This is a genomic window from Micromonospora reichwaldensis, from assembly GCF_031845925.1.
GTDB lineage: Bacteria > Actinomycetota > Actinomycetes > Mycobacteriales > Micromonosporaceae > Micromonospora > Micromonospora reichwaldensis.
Window position 1 is genome coordinate 1 of sequence record NZ_JAVRFL010000039.1, and the last position, 15,168, is coordinate 15,168.

The 15,168-nt window shown below is 73.5% G+C and carries 14 protein-coding genes; 3 read left to right on the plus strand and 11 right to left on the minus strand.

Annotation, left to right across the window (positions count from 1 at the left end):
• Positions 1-471: 471 nt before the first annotated feature.
• The 7 genes from RM555_RS25655 to RM555_RS25685 all read right to left on the minus strand — a co-directional run bounded on the left by RM555_RS25655 (position 472) and on the right by RM555_RS25685 (position 8,609).
• The gene (locus tag RM555_RS25655) at positions 472-2,427 is read right to left on the minus strand and encodes a vWA domain-containing protein (protein WP_311414154.1); all 1,956 of its coding nucleotides are present in this window, start codon (positions 2,425-2,427) and stop codon (positions 472-474) included.
• Between the two features lie 2 nt (positions 2,428-2,429).
• Positions 2,430-3,941: a magnesium chelatase gene (locus RM555_RS25660; protein ID WP_311414155.1), complete on the minus strand. Its 1,512-nt coding sequence runs from the start codon at positions 3,939-3,941 to the stop codon at positions 2,430-2,432.
• Between the two features lie 60 nt (positions 3,942-4,001).
• Positions 4,002-5,078 carry a hypothetical protein gene (locus RM555_RS25665; protein WP_311414156.1) on the minus strand — a complete coding sequence of 359 codons (1,077 nt, stop codon included), beginning with the start codon at positions 5,076-5,078 and terminating at the stop codon, positions 4,002-4,004.
• Positions 5,079-5,155: 77 nt separating this feature from the next.
• Entirely contained in the window at positions 5,156-5,824 is a 669-nt protein-coding gene (locus RM555_RS25670; RefSeq protein WP_151455165.1) for a response regulator transcription factor, read from the minus strand.
• The gene (locus RM555_RS25675; protein WP_311414157.1) at positions 5,821-7,059 is read right to left on the minus strand and encodes a sensor histidine kinase; all 1,239 of its coding nucleotides are present in this window, start codon (positions 7,057-7,059) and stop codon (positions 5,821-5,823) included. Before RM555_RS25675 ends, RM555_RS25670 begins: the two co-directional genes overlap by 4 nt.
• Before the next feature lie 76 nt (positions 7,060-7,135).
• A complete protein-coding gene (locus tag RM555_RS25680) occupies positions 7,136-7,636 on the minus strand; it encodes a hemerythrin domain-containing protein (protein WP_311414158.1) in 501 nt (166 codons plus the stop codon).
• A gap of 4 nt (positions 7,637-7,640) precedes the next feature.
• The gene (locus tag RM555_RS25685) at positions 7,641-8,609 is read right to left on the minus strand and encodes an aldo/keto reductase (protein WP_311414159.1); all 969 of its coding nucleotides are present in this window, start codon (positions 8,607-8,609) and stop codon (positions 7,641-7,643) included.
• Between the two features lie 77 nt (positions 8,610-8,686).
• Between RM555_RS25685 and mgrA the strand changes: the two genes are divergently transcribed.
• Positions 8,687-9,682 (plus strand): L-glyceraldehyde 3-phosphate reductase, encoded by a 996-nt coding sequence (gene mgrA, locus RM555_RS25690; protein ID WP_311414160.1) that lies wholly within the window; start codon positions 8,687-8,689, stop codon positions 9,680-9,682.
• Between the two features lie 13 nt (positions 9,683-9,695).
• Here the strand turns inward: mgrA and RM555_RS25695 are convergent, their stop codons facing one another.
• Positions 9,696-10,637: a phytanoyl-CoA dioxygenase family protein gene (locus tag RM555_RS25695; RefSeq protein ID WP_311414161.1), complete on the minus strand. Its 942-nt coding sequence runs from the start codon at positions 10,635-10,637 to the stop codon at positions 9,696-9,698.
• 353 nt (positions 10,638-10,990) lie between these two features.
• Here RM555_RS25695 and RM555_RS25700 point away from each other — a divergent pair, with 353 nt between their 5' ends.
• Together RM555_RS25700 and RM555_RS25705 are read left to right on the plus strand one after the other, a co-directional pair.
• Positions 10,991-11,662 carry an NBR1-Ig-like domain-containing protein gene (locus RM555_RS25700; protein WP_311414162.1) on the plus strand — a complete coding sequence of 224 codons (672 nt, stop codon included), beginning with the start codon at positions 10,991-10,993 and terminating at the stop codon, positions 11,660-11,662.
• 91 nt (positions 11,663-11,753) lie between these two features.
• Entirely contained in the window at positions 11,754-12,401 is a 648-nt protein-coding gene (locus RM555_RS25705) for a hypothetical protein (protein ID WP_311414163.1), read from the plus strand.
• Positions 12,402-12,428: 27 nt separating this feature from the next.
• On the opposite strand, the gene RM555_RS25710 is transcribed toward RM555_RS25705, so the two are convergent.
• From RM555_RS25710 to RM555_RS25720, 3 genes are read right to left on the minus strand one after another with little or no spacing between them, the layout of a single operon-like run.
• Positions 12,429-13,340, minus strand: coding sequence for an SH3 domain-containing protein (locus RM555_RS25710; protein ID WP_311414164.1), 912 nt, complete (start codon positions 13,338-13,340; stop codon positions 12,429-12,431).
• A complete protein-coding gene (locus tag RM555_RS25715) occupies positions 13,324-13,950 on the minus strand; it encodes a hypothetical protein (protein WP_311414165.1) in 627 nt (208 codons plus the stop codon). The genes RM555_RS25710 and RM555_RS25715 overlap by 17 nt, the downstream gene beginning before the upstream one ends.
• Before the next feature lie 11 nt (positions 13,951-13,961).
• Positions 13,962-14,693, minus strand: a complete 732-nt coding sequence (locus RM555_RS25720) for a hypothetical protein (protein WP_311414166.1) — start codon at positions 14,691-14,693, stop codon at positions 13,962-13,964.
• Positions 14,694-15,168: the final 475 nt, after the last annotated feature.

Here is a 15,168-nt window from a genome sequence, read left to right on the forward strand (position 1 = left end):
GCGGTACAAGCGCACAGCGCGCTGACGTAGCTCATCGGGGTACTTCTTCGGTGCTGCCACGGACGACTTCCTCCCCACGGCCATCAGACCATGATCAAGAAGCTCCATGAAAGCGGGGGTGGCTCACGGCCACACAGGTTGGCCCGCCACGGCAGCCACACATGCCCGCTCGGCAGCCACGCGCAGGTTGGCCCCGCCTGCCGGCCACGCGCAGGTTGGCCCGCTCTTGCCGGCCACGCGCAGGTTGGCCCGCCTCGGCAGCCCCGCGTCGAACCCGCCCCGCAGCCCCGCGTCGAACCGCCCTGCGGCCCCGGACGGGCCGTGGTCTCACCAACGGGGCAGCTCGACAGCGTCCGAGGCAGCAACCCACCCAGGGGCCAGGCCTCCACCGGCCCGGCCCATGCACCGGCCCGGCCCTGCCCCAGGCCTGGACACGGGGCGCAGCAGCCCGGGCCCGTCGAGTCCGCCAGGTCAGCGACGGCGGGGCTGCCGGGTGCGGAGGTAGTCGGAGACCACGTACTCGCCGAGATCCTCCAGGTCGGGGGTGAACATGCGGCCCTTCGAGCGGCGGGCCACGGCGTCGACGAAGCGGCGCAGGCCGGGATCGTCGCCGAGCATGAACAGGTTGAGCGTGGCCCCGTAGCGGGTGAGCCGGTCCACCTCGCCCACGGTCGCCGCGATCGTCTCCGGCAGCGGCGGCCAGTGGAACAGCGCCTCCCCGTCGTCCGGGTCCAGGTGGGCGGTCGGCTCCCCGTCGGTGACCACCAGCACCACCGGCTCGGCGTCCGGGTGCCGCCGCAGGTGCCGGCCGGCCAGCCGCAGCGCGTGCTGGAGGTTCGTGCCCTGCCGCAGGTCCGGCTCGACGGCGGCCAGTTCCTGCTGGGTCAGCGGTAGCGCCTCCAGGCCGAAGCCGACGATCTGCAACGCGTCCTGGGGGAACCGGGTGGCCATCAGGTGCGCCAGTGCCAGCGCCGTCTGCTTCATCGGGCCCCACCGGCCCTGGGAGATCATCGAGTAGGAGAGGTCGACGCAGAGCACCACCGCCGCCGAGGCCCGCCGCTCGGTCTCCACCACCTCGAAGTCCTCGACGGCCAGCTGGACCGGCACACCGGAGCCGGCGCGGTGGACCGCCCGGGTCAGCGTCCGCACCACGTCCAGGGGCTGCTCGTCGCCGTACTCCCACGGCCTCGATCCGCCGCTGACCTCGCCGGCGGCGCCCGCCGAGCGCAGGTCGTGCTGGCCGCGCGGCCCGGCCGTCAGGTCCGCGAAGACCCGCCGCAGCGCCGTGCCGCCGAGCCGGCGCAGCGCCTTCGGGCTCAGGGTCAGCCCGTCGGCGTCCCGGCTCACCCAACCCTGCCGGCGCAGCTCCCGCTCCAGCTCCCGCAGCCGGCGTACATCGTCGGCGGCGTCGCGGCCCAGCGTCCGGGCCACCGCGTCGACGTCGACGTCGTCCAGGGTGGCGCCCGGATGCTCCTGGTCGAGCTGGTCCAGCAACTCGTCCAGCTCGGCGATCTCGCCGAGGGCGCCGGCGGCCTCGCCGTATCCGAGGGGCCGCTCGCCCCGCACCCGCTCGCCCGGGCCCCGGTGCAGGTCGGGGCGGAGCGCCCGGAGGTTGGCGTCCAGCGCGGACAGCTCCCCGGCGAGCCGGTCGCCGAGCGACTGCCGCATCAGGCCGGCCAGCTCCTCGCGCTGGCGGTCGGAGAGCGAGCGCATCAGCCGCTCACCGGCGGCCGAGCGCCGGGCCAGCACGTCGACGAGTTCGTCGACGTCGGTCGGCTGCTCGGGGAAGAACGCGCCGTGCCGGCGCATGAACTCGGCGAAGGCGTCGGTGGTGTCCTCCGACCGGGCGTGCCGGGCCAGCAGGTCGTTGAGGTCGCGCATCATCTCGGACAGCCGCTGCTGCGCGGCCGGGTCCGCCGAGGCGCGCACCGCGTCGCGCAGCCCGGCGAAGCGCTGGCCGAGCACCTCGTCGCGCAGCCCGTCGAGGATCCGCTGGTACGTCCGGCGGGCCTCGTCGCTGCTCCACCGGTAGCCGGTCAGCTCCTCCACGGCGCGGGCCGTCGAGCGGGGCAGGTTGTCCAGCACCGCCTCGGCGAACCGCGCGTCGTCGTCGCCGCGCCCGCGCAGCTCGTCCCGCTCGGCGGCCAGCGCCTGGTCGAGCAGGGCCCGGGCCCGGGTGACGGCCCCGTCCAGGTCGCCCCGGCGCAACGCCTCCCGGCGCAGCCGCCTGGCCCGGGCGGCGAGGTCGTCGAGGCCGCCGCGCCCCTGGGGCCCCTGCCGCAGCAGGCTCCGCAGCGCCTCCCGGAGACTGCCACCGGCCAGCACCTCGGCGCCGACGGCGTCCACCGCCCCCCGCACGTCGTACGGGGGCGCGAGCGGGTCGGGGCCGCCCCGCCACTGCCCGTACCGGAACCGGTCGCCGGCCATGCTCAGGCCCGGCCGCCGTAGCGGGTCCGGCCGGAGTCGGTGACGTCCTTGCCGAGCCGGCGGGTCAGGTGCAGCCCTTCCAGGACGAACTCCACGCCGGCCGCGACCTGCTCCGGGGTGGGCGCGTCGCCCAGCCCGAGCCGGTCCAGCGCCTTGGCCAGGCCGGGCACGGTGCCCACCTGGCGCAGCAGCTCGGCGGAGCTGACCAGCTCGCCGGTCTCGATCACCGCGTCCTCGTCGACGAGGGCGGTGAAGCCGGAGAGGTCCAGCCCCGCCAGTCGGGCCCGGAACGTCTCGGCGGTCGCGGTCCGCAGCAGGTGGCCGAGGATCTCGACCTCCCGGCCCTCCTCGCCGCTCTCGAACTCGACCTTGCCGCGCAGGGTGCTGGTCACCGACACCGCGTCCCCCACCCGAGCCACCGCCCCCTCGGATGAAAGGAAGGGCACCTTGTTATCGCTTTCTGATGTGGAAGGTGCCCTTCCTAACCGCTCGGCGGGGGGCACCGTGCCGGCGGCGGCCAGCAGGCCGGCGCGGCGCAGCGCGGCGGCGGCGACCGTCTCGGCGGCGGCGATGGCGAAGCGGGCGGAGACCCCGGAGCGCGGGTCCACCGACGGCGACTCTCGCACCGCGCGGGCGAACCGCGCCAGCACCTCCAGCACGTGCTCCGGCACCTCGGCGACCAGGTCGGCCTCCTGCCGGATCAGGGCCAGCTCCAGGTCGAGGTCGACCGGGTAGTGGGTACGCACCTCGGCGCCGAAGCGGTCCTTCAGCGGGGTGATGATCCGGCCCCGGTTGGTGTAGTCCTCCGGGTTGGCGCTGGCCACCAGGAACAGGTCCAGCGGCAGCCGCAGCTGGTAGCCACGCACCTGGATGTCCCGCTCCTCCAGCACGTTGAGCAGCGCGACCTGGATCCGCTCGGCCAGGTCGGGCAGCTCGTTGACCGCGAAGATGCCCCGGTTGGTACGCGGGACGAGGCCGAAGTGGATGGTCTCCGGGTCGCCGAGGGTGCGCCCCTGGGCGATCCGGATCGGGTCGACGTCGCCGATCAGGTCGCCGACGCTGGTGTCCGGGGTGGCCAGCTTCTCGCCGTAGCGCATCGAGCGGTGCAGCCACGCCACCGGCAGGTCGTCGCCGGCCTCGGCGACCAGCGTCCGCGAGCTGGGGGTGAGCGGGTGCAGCGGGTGCTCGTTGAGCACCGAGCCGACGATCACCGGGGTCCACTCGTCGAGCAGGCCGACCAGCGAACGGATCAGTCGGGTCTTGCCCTGGCCCCGCTCGCCGAGCAGCACCATGTCGTGCCCGGCGAGCAGCGCCCGCTCGACCTCGGGCAGCACCGTGTCGTCGTAGCCGACGATGCCGGGGAAGCGGTCGGCGCCGGAACGCATCCGGGCCAGGAGGTTGTCGCGGAGTTCCTGCTTGACCGTGCGGTACGCGTGGCCGGCCGCCCGCAGCTCGCCGAGCGTGCCGGGCAGGTCGGCCGGAGGTGCCGGGGTAACCGGGAAAGGCGCAGTCACCCGACCAACGCTAGCTCACCGGAACGGGGGCGCCCGGTCCGTCGACCGGGCACCCCCGTCTCAGCCGCGTCCGCAGCTCCGGCAGGTGCCCCGACGGCGCAGGTGGTACGCGTACGTGGCGACGCCGAGCGCGACGCCCCAGAACGGCCAGAGCAGCATCGGCGCGGTGGCGAGGCTGAACCCGCCGGAGAAGTCCCAGAAGGCGGGGGTGGCGAGCAGGCCGAGACTCGCCGCGGTGACCGCCACCGCCACCAGCGTCGCCGGGACGACGGCCAGCCGGACCGGCACCGGGCGCCCGGCCAGGCCGATCATCCAGCGCGGGAACCGTTCGCCCCACCGCTGCACCAGCCCGAGGGTGAGGACCGCGCCCACCAGGGCGAAGCCGCCCAGCCCGGCGCCCGCCCAGACCAGCCCGGACTCGCGCATCTCGTCGAGGAACGACCGCTCGATGCCGAGCGGAACGCCGACCGCCCAGGCGAGCCGGGTGAGGGCGTACAGGGCGGGAACGGTGGCCGCGGTCCAGGCCGCCACGCGCCCCCAGCGGGCGGCCGAGTCGGGTGAGGTCCACCCGTGGTCGGCGCCGTCGCGCCCGCACGTCGGGCAGGCGCCGGCGGTGCGCCGCTGCCAGCGCAGCACCGCCCCGGCCAGCAGCACCCCGCCGACCATGGCCGCACACCGCGCGAACAACGCCCAGGTGAACACGTCGGCGTAGTCCACCGGCGGCCAGCCGAACGGCGCGCCGACGATCAGGATCGGGAGGTAGCCGAGGATGACCAGCACCTTCACGTCCGGCACGACGACGGCGAGCAGGAACGCGACAGTCCAGGCGTACGCCGACAGCAGGGTGTTCAGCGGTCGGGCCCGGCGGCGGGCCGGTCCGGTCATGGCGAGCGCGGCCACGGCGGCGCCGAGCAGCAGCACGGCGAACAGCGGCGCGCCGACGTCGGTGGGGACCAGCCGGAGCAGATTGGCCTCGCCGTCGACCGGATCGTTCGCCCCGAACGGGTAGCCGGCACCGGTGACGGCGGAGACCAGGGCGAGCAGCCCCCAGAGGCCGAGCCAGCCGGCGGCCAGCGGGGCGAGCCGGTCCAGCCGGCTCGGGGCCGGGCGATGGGTGGGAACACTGGTCGTCGTCATGCTTCCCAGCCTCGTCCGGCGGGCCTCGCCCGCCCTCCCGTGCGGCGGTGAACCGGCTCCCCCTCGGGAGGGAACGCTCAGCCCGACGGGGTGACGAACCCCGACTCGTACGCCGCGATCACCGCCTGGGTGCGGTCGCGGACGCCGAGCTTGGCCAGCACGTTGCCGACGTGGGTCTTCACCGTCTCCACCCCGACCACCAGGTGCGCGGCGATCTCCGGGTTGGACAGCCCGGTGGTCATCAGCCGCAGCACCTCGGCCTCCCGGTCGGTGAGCCGGGCGGCCGCCAGCCGGTCGGCGCCCCGCCCCCCGTACGCCCCGGCGAGGCGGCGGATGGCGGCGGGGAAGAGCAGTGACTCGCCCCGCGCGACGACCCGGACCGCCTCCACCACCTCGGCGGGCCGGGCCCGCTTGAGCAGGAAGCCGCTCGCTCCGGCGCGGAGCGCGTCGTAGACGTACTCGTCGTTGGCGAACGTCGTGACCACCAGCACCCGGGGCGGGTCGGCGGAGGTGGCGAGCAGCCGCCGGGTGGCCTGGATGCCGTCGATGCCGGGCATCCGCACGTCCATCAGGACCACCCGGGGGCGCAGCCGGGCGACCAGCGGCGGCACCTCCGCGCCGTCGGCGGCCTCGCCGAGCACCCGCAGGTCGGGCTGGGCGTCGAGGATGGCCCGCAGCCCGACCCGGATCAGCTCGTCGTCGTCGACGATCAGCACGCCGGTGGTCGTGGCGGTTCCGGTCGTCATGGAGTCCTCTCGAACGGCAGTCGCACCCGGATGCGCCAGCGGTCACCGTCCGGCCCGACGGTCAGCCGGCCGCCGAGCAGCAGCACCCGCTCCCGCATCCCGTCCAGGCCCCGGCCGCCCCGCCCCGGGTCGGCGCGGCGGCGCCGGCTGACCGCGTTGTCCAGTTCCAGCTCCAGCGCGTCGGCGTGCACGTCGAGGCGCAGCGTGACCGGTCCCCGCCCGTACCGGGCCGCGTTGGTCAGCCCCTCCTGGACGATCCGGTAGCCCTCCCGGGAGACCGCCGCCGGCAGGTCGGCCGGGTCGCCGGTGCGCCGGGCGTCGACCGGCAGGCCGGCCGCGCGGGTGTCGGCCACCAGCCGGTCCAGGTCGGCGAGCGTACGCTGCGGCGTGGCCCGCCGGCCGTCGGGCTCGCGGAGCAGCCCCAGCACGTGGTCCAGGTCGTCCATGGCGGTCCGCCCGGCCTCCTCGATCGCGCCCAGCGCGCGCCGGACGAACTCCGGGTCCCGGTCGAGCAGTTCGCGGGCGGCCCCGGCCTGGAGGGTGGCGACGGTGAGGGCGTGGCCCACCGAGTCGTGCAGTTCCCGGGCCAGCCGGTTGCGTTCGGCGAGCCGGGCGCTGCGCGCCTCCAGGGCCGCGATCCGTTCGGCCTGGGCCGGGCCGAGCAGCACCGGGGCCATCGACACCGCCAGCGCGCCCAGCCCGGCCACGGCGTAGCCGAGCGCCACCAGCACGACGACGCCGGCGAGGGTCAGCCAGCCGGTGTCCCGCCCGTCGAGCGGCCCGAACCGGTCGCCGCCGGTCACGCCGGTGTCGAGCCCGAACTGCTGCCCGATGAAGGCCAGCGCCATCGGCACGGCGCTGAACAGGGCGGCCACCACCAGCCCGCCGCTGACCAGATGCAGCCCGATCCAGAGCGCCGAGCGCAGCCGGGTCTCCCGGTCGGCGACGTGCCCGGGGGTCGGGTCCGGCAGGTCGACGCCGAGCAGGGTCCGCGCGGCGGCGATCTCCAGCGCCCGGGGGCCGTCGAGGAAGACCGGGACCGCCGCGATGACCGCCGCGACGCCGAGCAGCGCCAGCACCAGCGGCCGGGGGATGTCCGACCGGGTCAGCAGCTGGGCGAAGGCCACCGCCAGCAGCGCGTACGGCAGCGCGAGCACCCCGCCGAGCAGCAGGAACACGCCGCGCCGCCAGGTGCTGCCGGCCGTCAGCGGGGCGAGGACCGTGCGGGGCTTCACCCGCCCATTCTGTCCCGGTCGCGCCCCGGGCCGACTCCCCCGCGTCGGGGAGATCGGCGTCCGCGGCGGTGTTCGGTCAGCGGCGGTGTTCGTCGACGTAGCGCTGCGGGTCCTTGTCGGCGAAGGCCAGGTCGCGGCCGAACTTGTGCTCGCCGTGGAAGGTCAGCCAGCGGCGGCCCAGCTCGGCCCGCAGCTCGTCGCTCGCGTGCCGGCGGAAGTCGGGCAACGCCTCGTCCTCCTCCTCGGCGAGGTGCTCGCTGTTCTCCCGGCGGGCGGTACGCACCGCCGCCCACCACTCGTCGGAGCCCACCGGGTGCAGCTTGGACTCGGCGACGGCGTCGCGGATCTTGTTGTGGTCGCCGATCGCGTCGACGGTCTCGGCCTCGCCGTCGTCGCCGTGGCGCACCAGGTGCGGGTAGAGGATCGCCTCCTCCGCCTCGGCGTGCACGTCCAGGTGCAGGGCGAGCGCGTCCCAGATCGCCAGCAGCTCGTGCTCGTCGCGGGCGTCGTCGAGGCGGGCGAAGCCCCGCCGGAAGGCCGCGTGGTCGTCGAGGATCAGTGCGGTGATGTCGTCCATCGGCTCACCTTCCGGCTCGGGCCCGGATCAGGCGGGGCGCCGCCGCCAGGCCGGTGATCGGGCGGAACTCCTTCGCCGCGCGGGCCAGCGCGGCGTGTTCGTCGTCGGCCAGGTCGATGTCGGCGGCAGCCGCGTTGCGTTCGACCTGTTCCACGCCGGACGCGCCGGGGATGGCCAGCACGTTCGGGTGGCGCAGCAGGTAGGCGAGGGCGATCTGGCTGGGCGTCGCGTCGTGCGCGTCGGCCACCTGCCGCAGGGTCTCGATCAGCGTCGCGCCGCGCTCCAGGTTCTCCGGCAGGAAGTACGGGTTGGCCCGGCGTACCGCGCCGCTCGGCGGGTTCTTCGCGTCGTACCGGCCGGAGAGGAAGCCCTGGGCCAGCGGGCTGTACGCGATGACGACACGGCCGGCCTGCTTCGCGTACGGCAGCAGGTCGTGCTCCGGCCCGCGGTCGACCATGCTGTAGCGGACCTGGTTGCTGAGCACCCGCCGGCCGAGCGCCGCCTCGGCGACCTGCCAGCGGCGCAGGCCGTAGTTGCTGACGCCGACCTCGCCGACCAGCCCGACGTCCTGCAACGCGCGCATGCCGCGCATGGTGGTGTGGTCGGCGACCAGCGGGTTGGCCTGGTGCACCTGGTAGAGGTCGAGGTGGGTGACGCCGAGCCGGGCGGCCGAGGCGACCGCCCGCTGCTGCACCACCGGGGCGACCGGCAGGATCGGGAAGATCTTGGTGGCGAGTACGACCTTCGGCCGGTCGTCGCCGAGCGCCTCGCCGAGGATCCGCTCGCTGCGGCCGAAGCCGTACAGCTCGGCGGTGTCGAAGACGGTGATGCCGAGGTCGACGGCGCGCCGGACGATGTCGGCGGCCCGGCGCTCGTACTCGGGGCCGTAGCCCCACTCCCGGGACCCGAACTGCCAGGTGCCGAGGCCGATCTTGGACAGGGGCTTGGGGGTGTCGAGCGGGACGAAGCGCATGGTCCCGAAACTACCCCGGCGTCCGTTGTCGCAGGCCCGTTCGCCGCGCACGCCCGCCACCGGCGGGGATAGGGTCGGTGACCGTGACCTACCTCGCCGCGGATGAGCGCTACGACCAGATGACCTACCGGCGCAGCGGGCGCAGCGGACTACGGCTGCCCGCCATCTCGCTCGGGCTGTGGCACAACTTCGGCCCGGACCGGCCGTACGAGCGGCAGCGCGACGTCGTCCGCCGCGCCTTCGACCTGGGCGTGACCCACTTCGACCTGGCCAACAACTACGGACCGCCGCCGGGCAGCGCCGAGGAGAACTTCGGCCGGATGCTCGCCACCGACCTGCGGCCGTACCGGGACGAACTCGTCGTCTCCACGAAGGCCGGCTATCTGATGTGGCCCGGCCCGTACGGCGAGTGGGGCTCCCGCAAGTACCTGGTCTCCTCGCTGGACCAGTCGCTGCGCCGCCTCGGGCTGGACCACGTCGACATCTTCTACTCGCACCGCTTCGACCCGGACACCCCGCTGGAGGAGACGATGGGCGCCCTCGACGCCGTCGTCCGGGCCGGCAAGGCGCTCTACGTCGGCGTCTCCAACTACGACTCCGCGCAGACCGAGCGGGCCGCCGCGATCCTGCGCGACCTGGGCACGCCGCTGCTGATCAACCAGCCGTCGTACTCGATGCTCAACCGCTGGACGGAGGACGACGGCCTGCTGGACACGCTGGAGCGCGTCGGCGCGGGCTGCATCGCGTACAGTCCGCTCGCCCAGGGCCTGCTCACCGACCGCTACCTGGGCGGCATCCCGGCGGACTCCCGGGTACGCACCAGCGTCTTCCTCAGCGAGAGCGACCTCGGCGAGGAGAAGATGGCCACCATCCGGGCGCTCGGCGCGATCGCCGAGCGGCGCGGCCAGTCGCTGGCCCAGCTCGCGCTCGCCTGGGCGCTGCGCGACCCGCGGATGACCAGCCTGATCATCGGGGCGAGCAGCGTGCCGCAGCTGGAGGCGAACGTCGCCGCCCTGGACGACCTGGACCTCGGCGCCGAGGAGCTGGCCGAGATCGAGCGCCACCTCGGCTGAGCCGCGGCGTCCCTCAGTAGATGTCGGCGTACGGCGACGCCCGGGAGAACGCCCTGAGCACGTCGAGGTCGTAGCCCTCCTCGAAGTTCGTCAGCTCCGTCAGCAGGTCCTCCGGCTCGTACCGGTACCGGCCGGCCCAGGTCTCGAACGACTCGACCTGTGCCGGGTCGGCGGCGCTGAAGCAGCGGTAGCCGCGCGGCGAGTTCCGGATCACCTCGTCGACCGCCGGGGCGAACCGGATGTCGATGTTCCACCGGATGCGGTCCGACACGTTGGGCGTCGAGCGGTGCAGCGTGGTGTCCGTGAAGATCACCACGTCGCCGGGCTCCATCCGGGCGGTGCTGACGGGGCCGTCCCCGACGGCCTCGTCCGACGTGCCGTACTCGCCGTTGGGCAGGCGGTCGCGGGAGATCCAGCCCCGGGTGTGCGAGCCGGTGACGAACTGGAGGCAGGCGGAGTCCTCGTCGACGGGCACCAGCGGGATCCACACCGACAGCAGCGGCCCGACCGAGGCGTCCCACCCCTTGTAGTAGTAGGCGTCCTGGTGCCAGGCGACCTGCTGGGTGCGGCCGTGGGGGTCGCGCGGCCGGGCGTTCCAGACGCCGTGCGCGTAGACCTCGTCGCCGAGCAGGCTGCGCACCGGGCCGAGCAGCTCGGGGGTGCGCCACAGGTCGTACACCGGCCGTCCCACCAGGATCCGCCGCCAGGCGGCCGGTACGCGGACCTGGCTGGACTCGATCAGGCGCAGGTAGCGCTGGTCGTACGGCAGGTCCGCGAAGGTCTCGGTGATCACCCCGCGCTGCTGCCACTGCCGGGCGAGGTGGTCCACGACGCGGCTGAACGAGCCGTGCAGCGCGTCCAGCGTCCCGGTCGGGAGCACGCCCCGCAGGATCAGGTGCCCGTCGCGCCGGAACTGGTCCAGTTGCTCGGCTGTCAACGCGTGGGGGTGGTCCACCATCGGCTCCTTCGCTGGCCGCACGGGATTGAGCCCAACCACCGGGCGGGGAAAGGCCTCCAGTGCGGCGATCGTGACAGATGACCCGATGGGCGACAACGCCTCTTCTGCGAACGGGACCCCTATTCTGGTCGCCCCGTCGCCCCCGTCGCCCCGTCGGTCCGTGGCCCCGACGCCCCGACGCCCCGACGCCCCGACGGTCCGTGGCCGACCGGGAACAGACGAGGACCCTGCTGCGTACTCCGATCCGCGCAGGGCGGCGGTAATGCTCGGGGCGCACAGGAGGTAACCGCTCTTCCTCAGCGCCACCGAGGCACCTTGAGGATCGATTCTGGTCGAAATACTCTGCGCGGGTGGGTGGCAAGTCGAACTGGACCGTCGTCGGCGAGATCATGCGTTCGCTTCGTGCTGGCGCGGGGATGTCGCTCACCGACGCCTCTCAGGTGTTGAGGGTGAGCAAGGGGCACCTGAGCCACGTCGAATGCGGGCGGGACCGGCCTGGCGTGGGGCTCATCGAGCGATACGAGGAGGTGTTCGGCGCCGACGGGCTGCTGTGGTCGGCGTACATCGCGGCCCGCACGAACCGCCGGGCGCTGCCGCGCCCGGCCACGGACAGCCGCTACCCGGTACCCGGCGACGCGGTGCGGTTCGTCCGGGATGTCACGGTCCCCGATGGCACGGTGCTGCCACCGGACTTCACGTTCCGGAAGGTGTGGCGGGTCGGCAACGTCGGTTCCGTACCCTGGCGGGGTCGCTGGCTGGCCCGAGTCGGCTCACCGTTCGGGCACGGCATCCCGTGGTCGCCGTCGCGGGTGCGGATCGACGACACCGACCAGGGCGGCGTAGTCGACATCGAGGTTCCCCTGCGGACCCAGTGCATGGGCGGCACGGCCCAGGTGCGCTGGAAGATCGTTGACGAGGACGGCTGGGACTTCTTCCCGGACCCCGGCAAGCTCGGGCTGCTCCTCACGATCATCGTGGACGAGGAGGCCCCGCCCCCGACGGGCTCGGGCGAACGGCGCTGAGAGTTGGGTGTTCGCCCAACCGGGCCGGGCACGCCTACCTTCGCCTCCTGGTGTCGCGGGCCAGGTTAGGCACCACCCGAGGAGGCCGGCCTTGGCACGTCGATCCGAGCGCGTCATCTCGGTCGCGCTGGTGGACGAGCAGGAGCCGACCCGGCACGGCCTCGCCGGCTGGCTGGCGGCCGACCGCGCCATCGTCGTCATCGGCTCGGCACCGGATGTGGACACCCTGCTCGCCGGTCCGGGACGCGACGCCACCGTGGTGCTGCTCGACGCGGGGCAACCCGACCGTCCCGCCCTGCCCCGGGAGATCCTCGCGTTGACCGAGGCGGGACGGACGGTCGTGGTGACCGCCGTGCGGATGTCCGGACGGCTGGCCCGGGTGGCGCTCGGCAACGGTGCCGCGGGTCTGCTGAGCAAGACCGCCCCGGCGGGCGCGGCGGTGCGGGCGATCAGGGCGGCCGCGGCGGGAGACCTGCTCATCCCCGCACGACTCGCCCGTGAGCTGGTGGTCGTGGCGGCCGACGTGCGGCTGAGCCCGCAGGAGACGCTGGCCAGCCGGCTCTACGCGCAGGGCGGTCTTTCGCTGCCCTCGGTGGCCCGCCTCATGGGCCTGAGTCCGCAGACCGTCAAGCAGTACATCGACCGGGCCCGGGGCAAGTACCGGTCGGCGGGCCGCGCCTGCCCGACGAAGGTCCACCTCTACCAGCGGCTGGTGGAGGACGGGTTGGTCGAGCACTGAGCCGCGCTCGACCAACCCGGTGCCACCTCAGGGCGCGAGGCCGTCGAGGATGGCGTTCAGTTCACCGATCACCCGCAGGGAGGCGGCCTTGTTCGGCGCGTAGAGCCGGCTCTCCAGCCATCCGGTGCCGTAGCACCAGTAGAGGCTCCCGGTCACGCACTCACGGGCGACGTCCTTCGTCACCTGCGTGAAGCCGACCCCGTGGTTACGCAGCAACCAGGAGTTACGCAGGCTGCCGGTGGAGTTCACGATCGCGTCGTGGGTCGCGGTTCCGGACGGGTATCCGGAGTAGGACGCGGTGTGCGCGAGCACCTGGCGTACGGTCCAGCCCGGGTAGAGCTGCAGCGCGACGGCCTCGTTCTCGCTGAGCGAGAAGTTGGGCACCTGCACGGCCGCGATGCCCACCTGCCACGCCGCACCGCTGGGGCACAGCGCCAGCGGGCCGATGAGTCCGCCGCAGTGCGAGTAGGGGTGGACGTTGTCCATCTCCAGCGCGGCCTCCTTCAGCGACCACCAGGTCACCCGGGACGCGTTGACCAGGCGGGTCGACCGGGTGCCGGCGATGCGGGGCATCGTGTTCGCGGCGATCCAGCGGACCCACTTCTCCTCGTCGGCGCTGATCCGGTGGCCGTTGACCACCAGGCCCGGTGTCGCGTCCCAGTACGAGCCGTGGGTCCACCCCACCGAGCCCTGGTAGTTGACCTGGTAGAAGCTGTTGGAGGGGGTGGGGCTGAGCACCGTGGCGGTGTGGCCGACCGGCACCACCGCGATCGAGCCGTACGAGGTCCCCGGCCCGGTACGAAGGTGCACCCCCTCGGCCGCCTTGACCGTGGTGCCGCGCGCCGGGCTGCTCAGCCCGGCGGACGCGGGCTGGGCCGGCGCCAACACGGCGGCGGCTACGAGCGCCGCCACGGCGATGAGCTCACGAGCTCGTCTCATGGTGGTGGTCCTCCTCGTGATTCGGGCCCGGTTCGGGGTGCAGACCGATCGCCGGGGTCAGGTAGTCCTTGACGAACTCCGGGGAGCCGACGAAGGTGTCCCGGACCACGACGGCCTGGGTCACCGTCGCGGTCGTGCCCGGCTTCAGCTCCATCAACTCGTACGGCGCCAGGGCGGCCCGCTGCCCGCCCAGGAGCCGGTCGGCCTCCTCGCCGCCGAGGACGACGACGACGGTGCGGTAGGGCCCGGGACGCGCGGTGACACCGGGCCCCACCACGACGCCCTTGGCCACCCCGTCCTGTGGCAGCTCGGCCTGGCAACCGCCCTCCAGGGCGGGGGTTCGGTCGCCGAAGTCGGTCAGCTCCCAGTGCGGATGCCGACGCACCTGTCCGAGACCCGCCGTCAGCCGGTCCGTCACCTGCCCCTGGTCTGCCACCCGGATGTCGGCGCACACTCGCAGCCGGTCCCGGTTGCTCACGATCAGGTCGCTCTTCGGGTCGACGCTGGGGACTGCGGCGGAGCGCCGGGATTCGACGAACAGCCCGACGAAGAGCGCAAGCAGTGCGGCCAGGACGCCGTACGCTGCGAGCCGGGGCAACCTCGTTGACATCGGGACGCTCCTCAGCGGTTGGCGACCGTGCGTACCGAGGAGATGTCGTTGTTCGTCGGTTTGGTCAGGCCCGCGTTGCCGCTGCATCCGTAGTAGGCCAGGTGCATGAGGCTGGACGGGCAGCCGCCGTGGTAGCTGACGTTCGGGCCGCCGTCCATCAGGCCGAAGATGTGCCCGGTCTCATGGTTGATGAGCGTGTCGGAGCCGAGGTGGTCGGCGTCCATGTGAACGTAACCCCACTCGTAGTGGACGTGGCTGCCGCTGGCCGCCCGGGTCTGCACGTCGAAGGTCACGCAGCTGACGTTGTCGGAGCCGCATCTCGGAACGACAACGTTGTTCGGCCGCACCCAGTACTCGTAGTCGATCTGCGACCGCCGCTCCCCGTACGAGGAGCAGGGGTTGTCCATGGGCCGGAGGTCGATCCTTACGTCGGTGGTGCCGTCGGACTTGGCCATCAGGTGCCAGCTCGGCGTTCCGGTCTCGAACAGCGCGGACTTGATCCGGGAGAGCGCGTACGAGTGGGTCGCGCCGCCGATGATCTGGACGCAGAACTCCTCGTCCTCGATGCCGTGGTACGGCGTCCAGGTGTGCATGTCGGCCAGGTGCGGCTGCTCCCAGTCGCTGTGCGCGCCGTGCGCCGACGCCGGGCCGGCCTGGAGCGTGGCCGCCACCAGGCTGGTGAAGAGGATGGCCACCCACATCAGCGGGCGCTGCCGCCGAGAAGATCGATCGGTTCTGGTCATTGCTACCTCCTTGGGAGTGGCGCTGGCGCGGCGGCATGGACCGCGGCACAGATCGAGGGAGAACGATGAATACGACAACTGTCATGATCGACGCCCGGACGCGACAGGTCAGGACACTTCTTGGGCCGACGGCTGTTCGGGGGTCACCGGGTGACCCCCTGCGTCGGGGTGGATTTCCTCGATCTACGGACTCCGGAATGAGCGGCGATGCCGGTGGGACACCGGCGGGACCGCCGCACTGCCCCCTGCCGGGCTGCCGGCGCGAACTGCGAGGTGCCGACCGCACCGCGCGGAGAGCCTGCGGGGAGACTGGACGAGGAACCGGTCGCGCACGGCGGCGGATGCCCGGCGCGCTGATGTCGGCGGGACGACCACGCCATGACCGGCGATCTCGGCGCTGCCGTCCCGACGATGGCCACGAAAATGGGTTCGGATACCTGAGGTATCCGAACCCACAATCATTCCCGCGACCCTA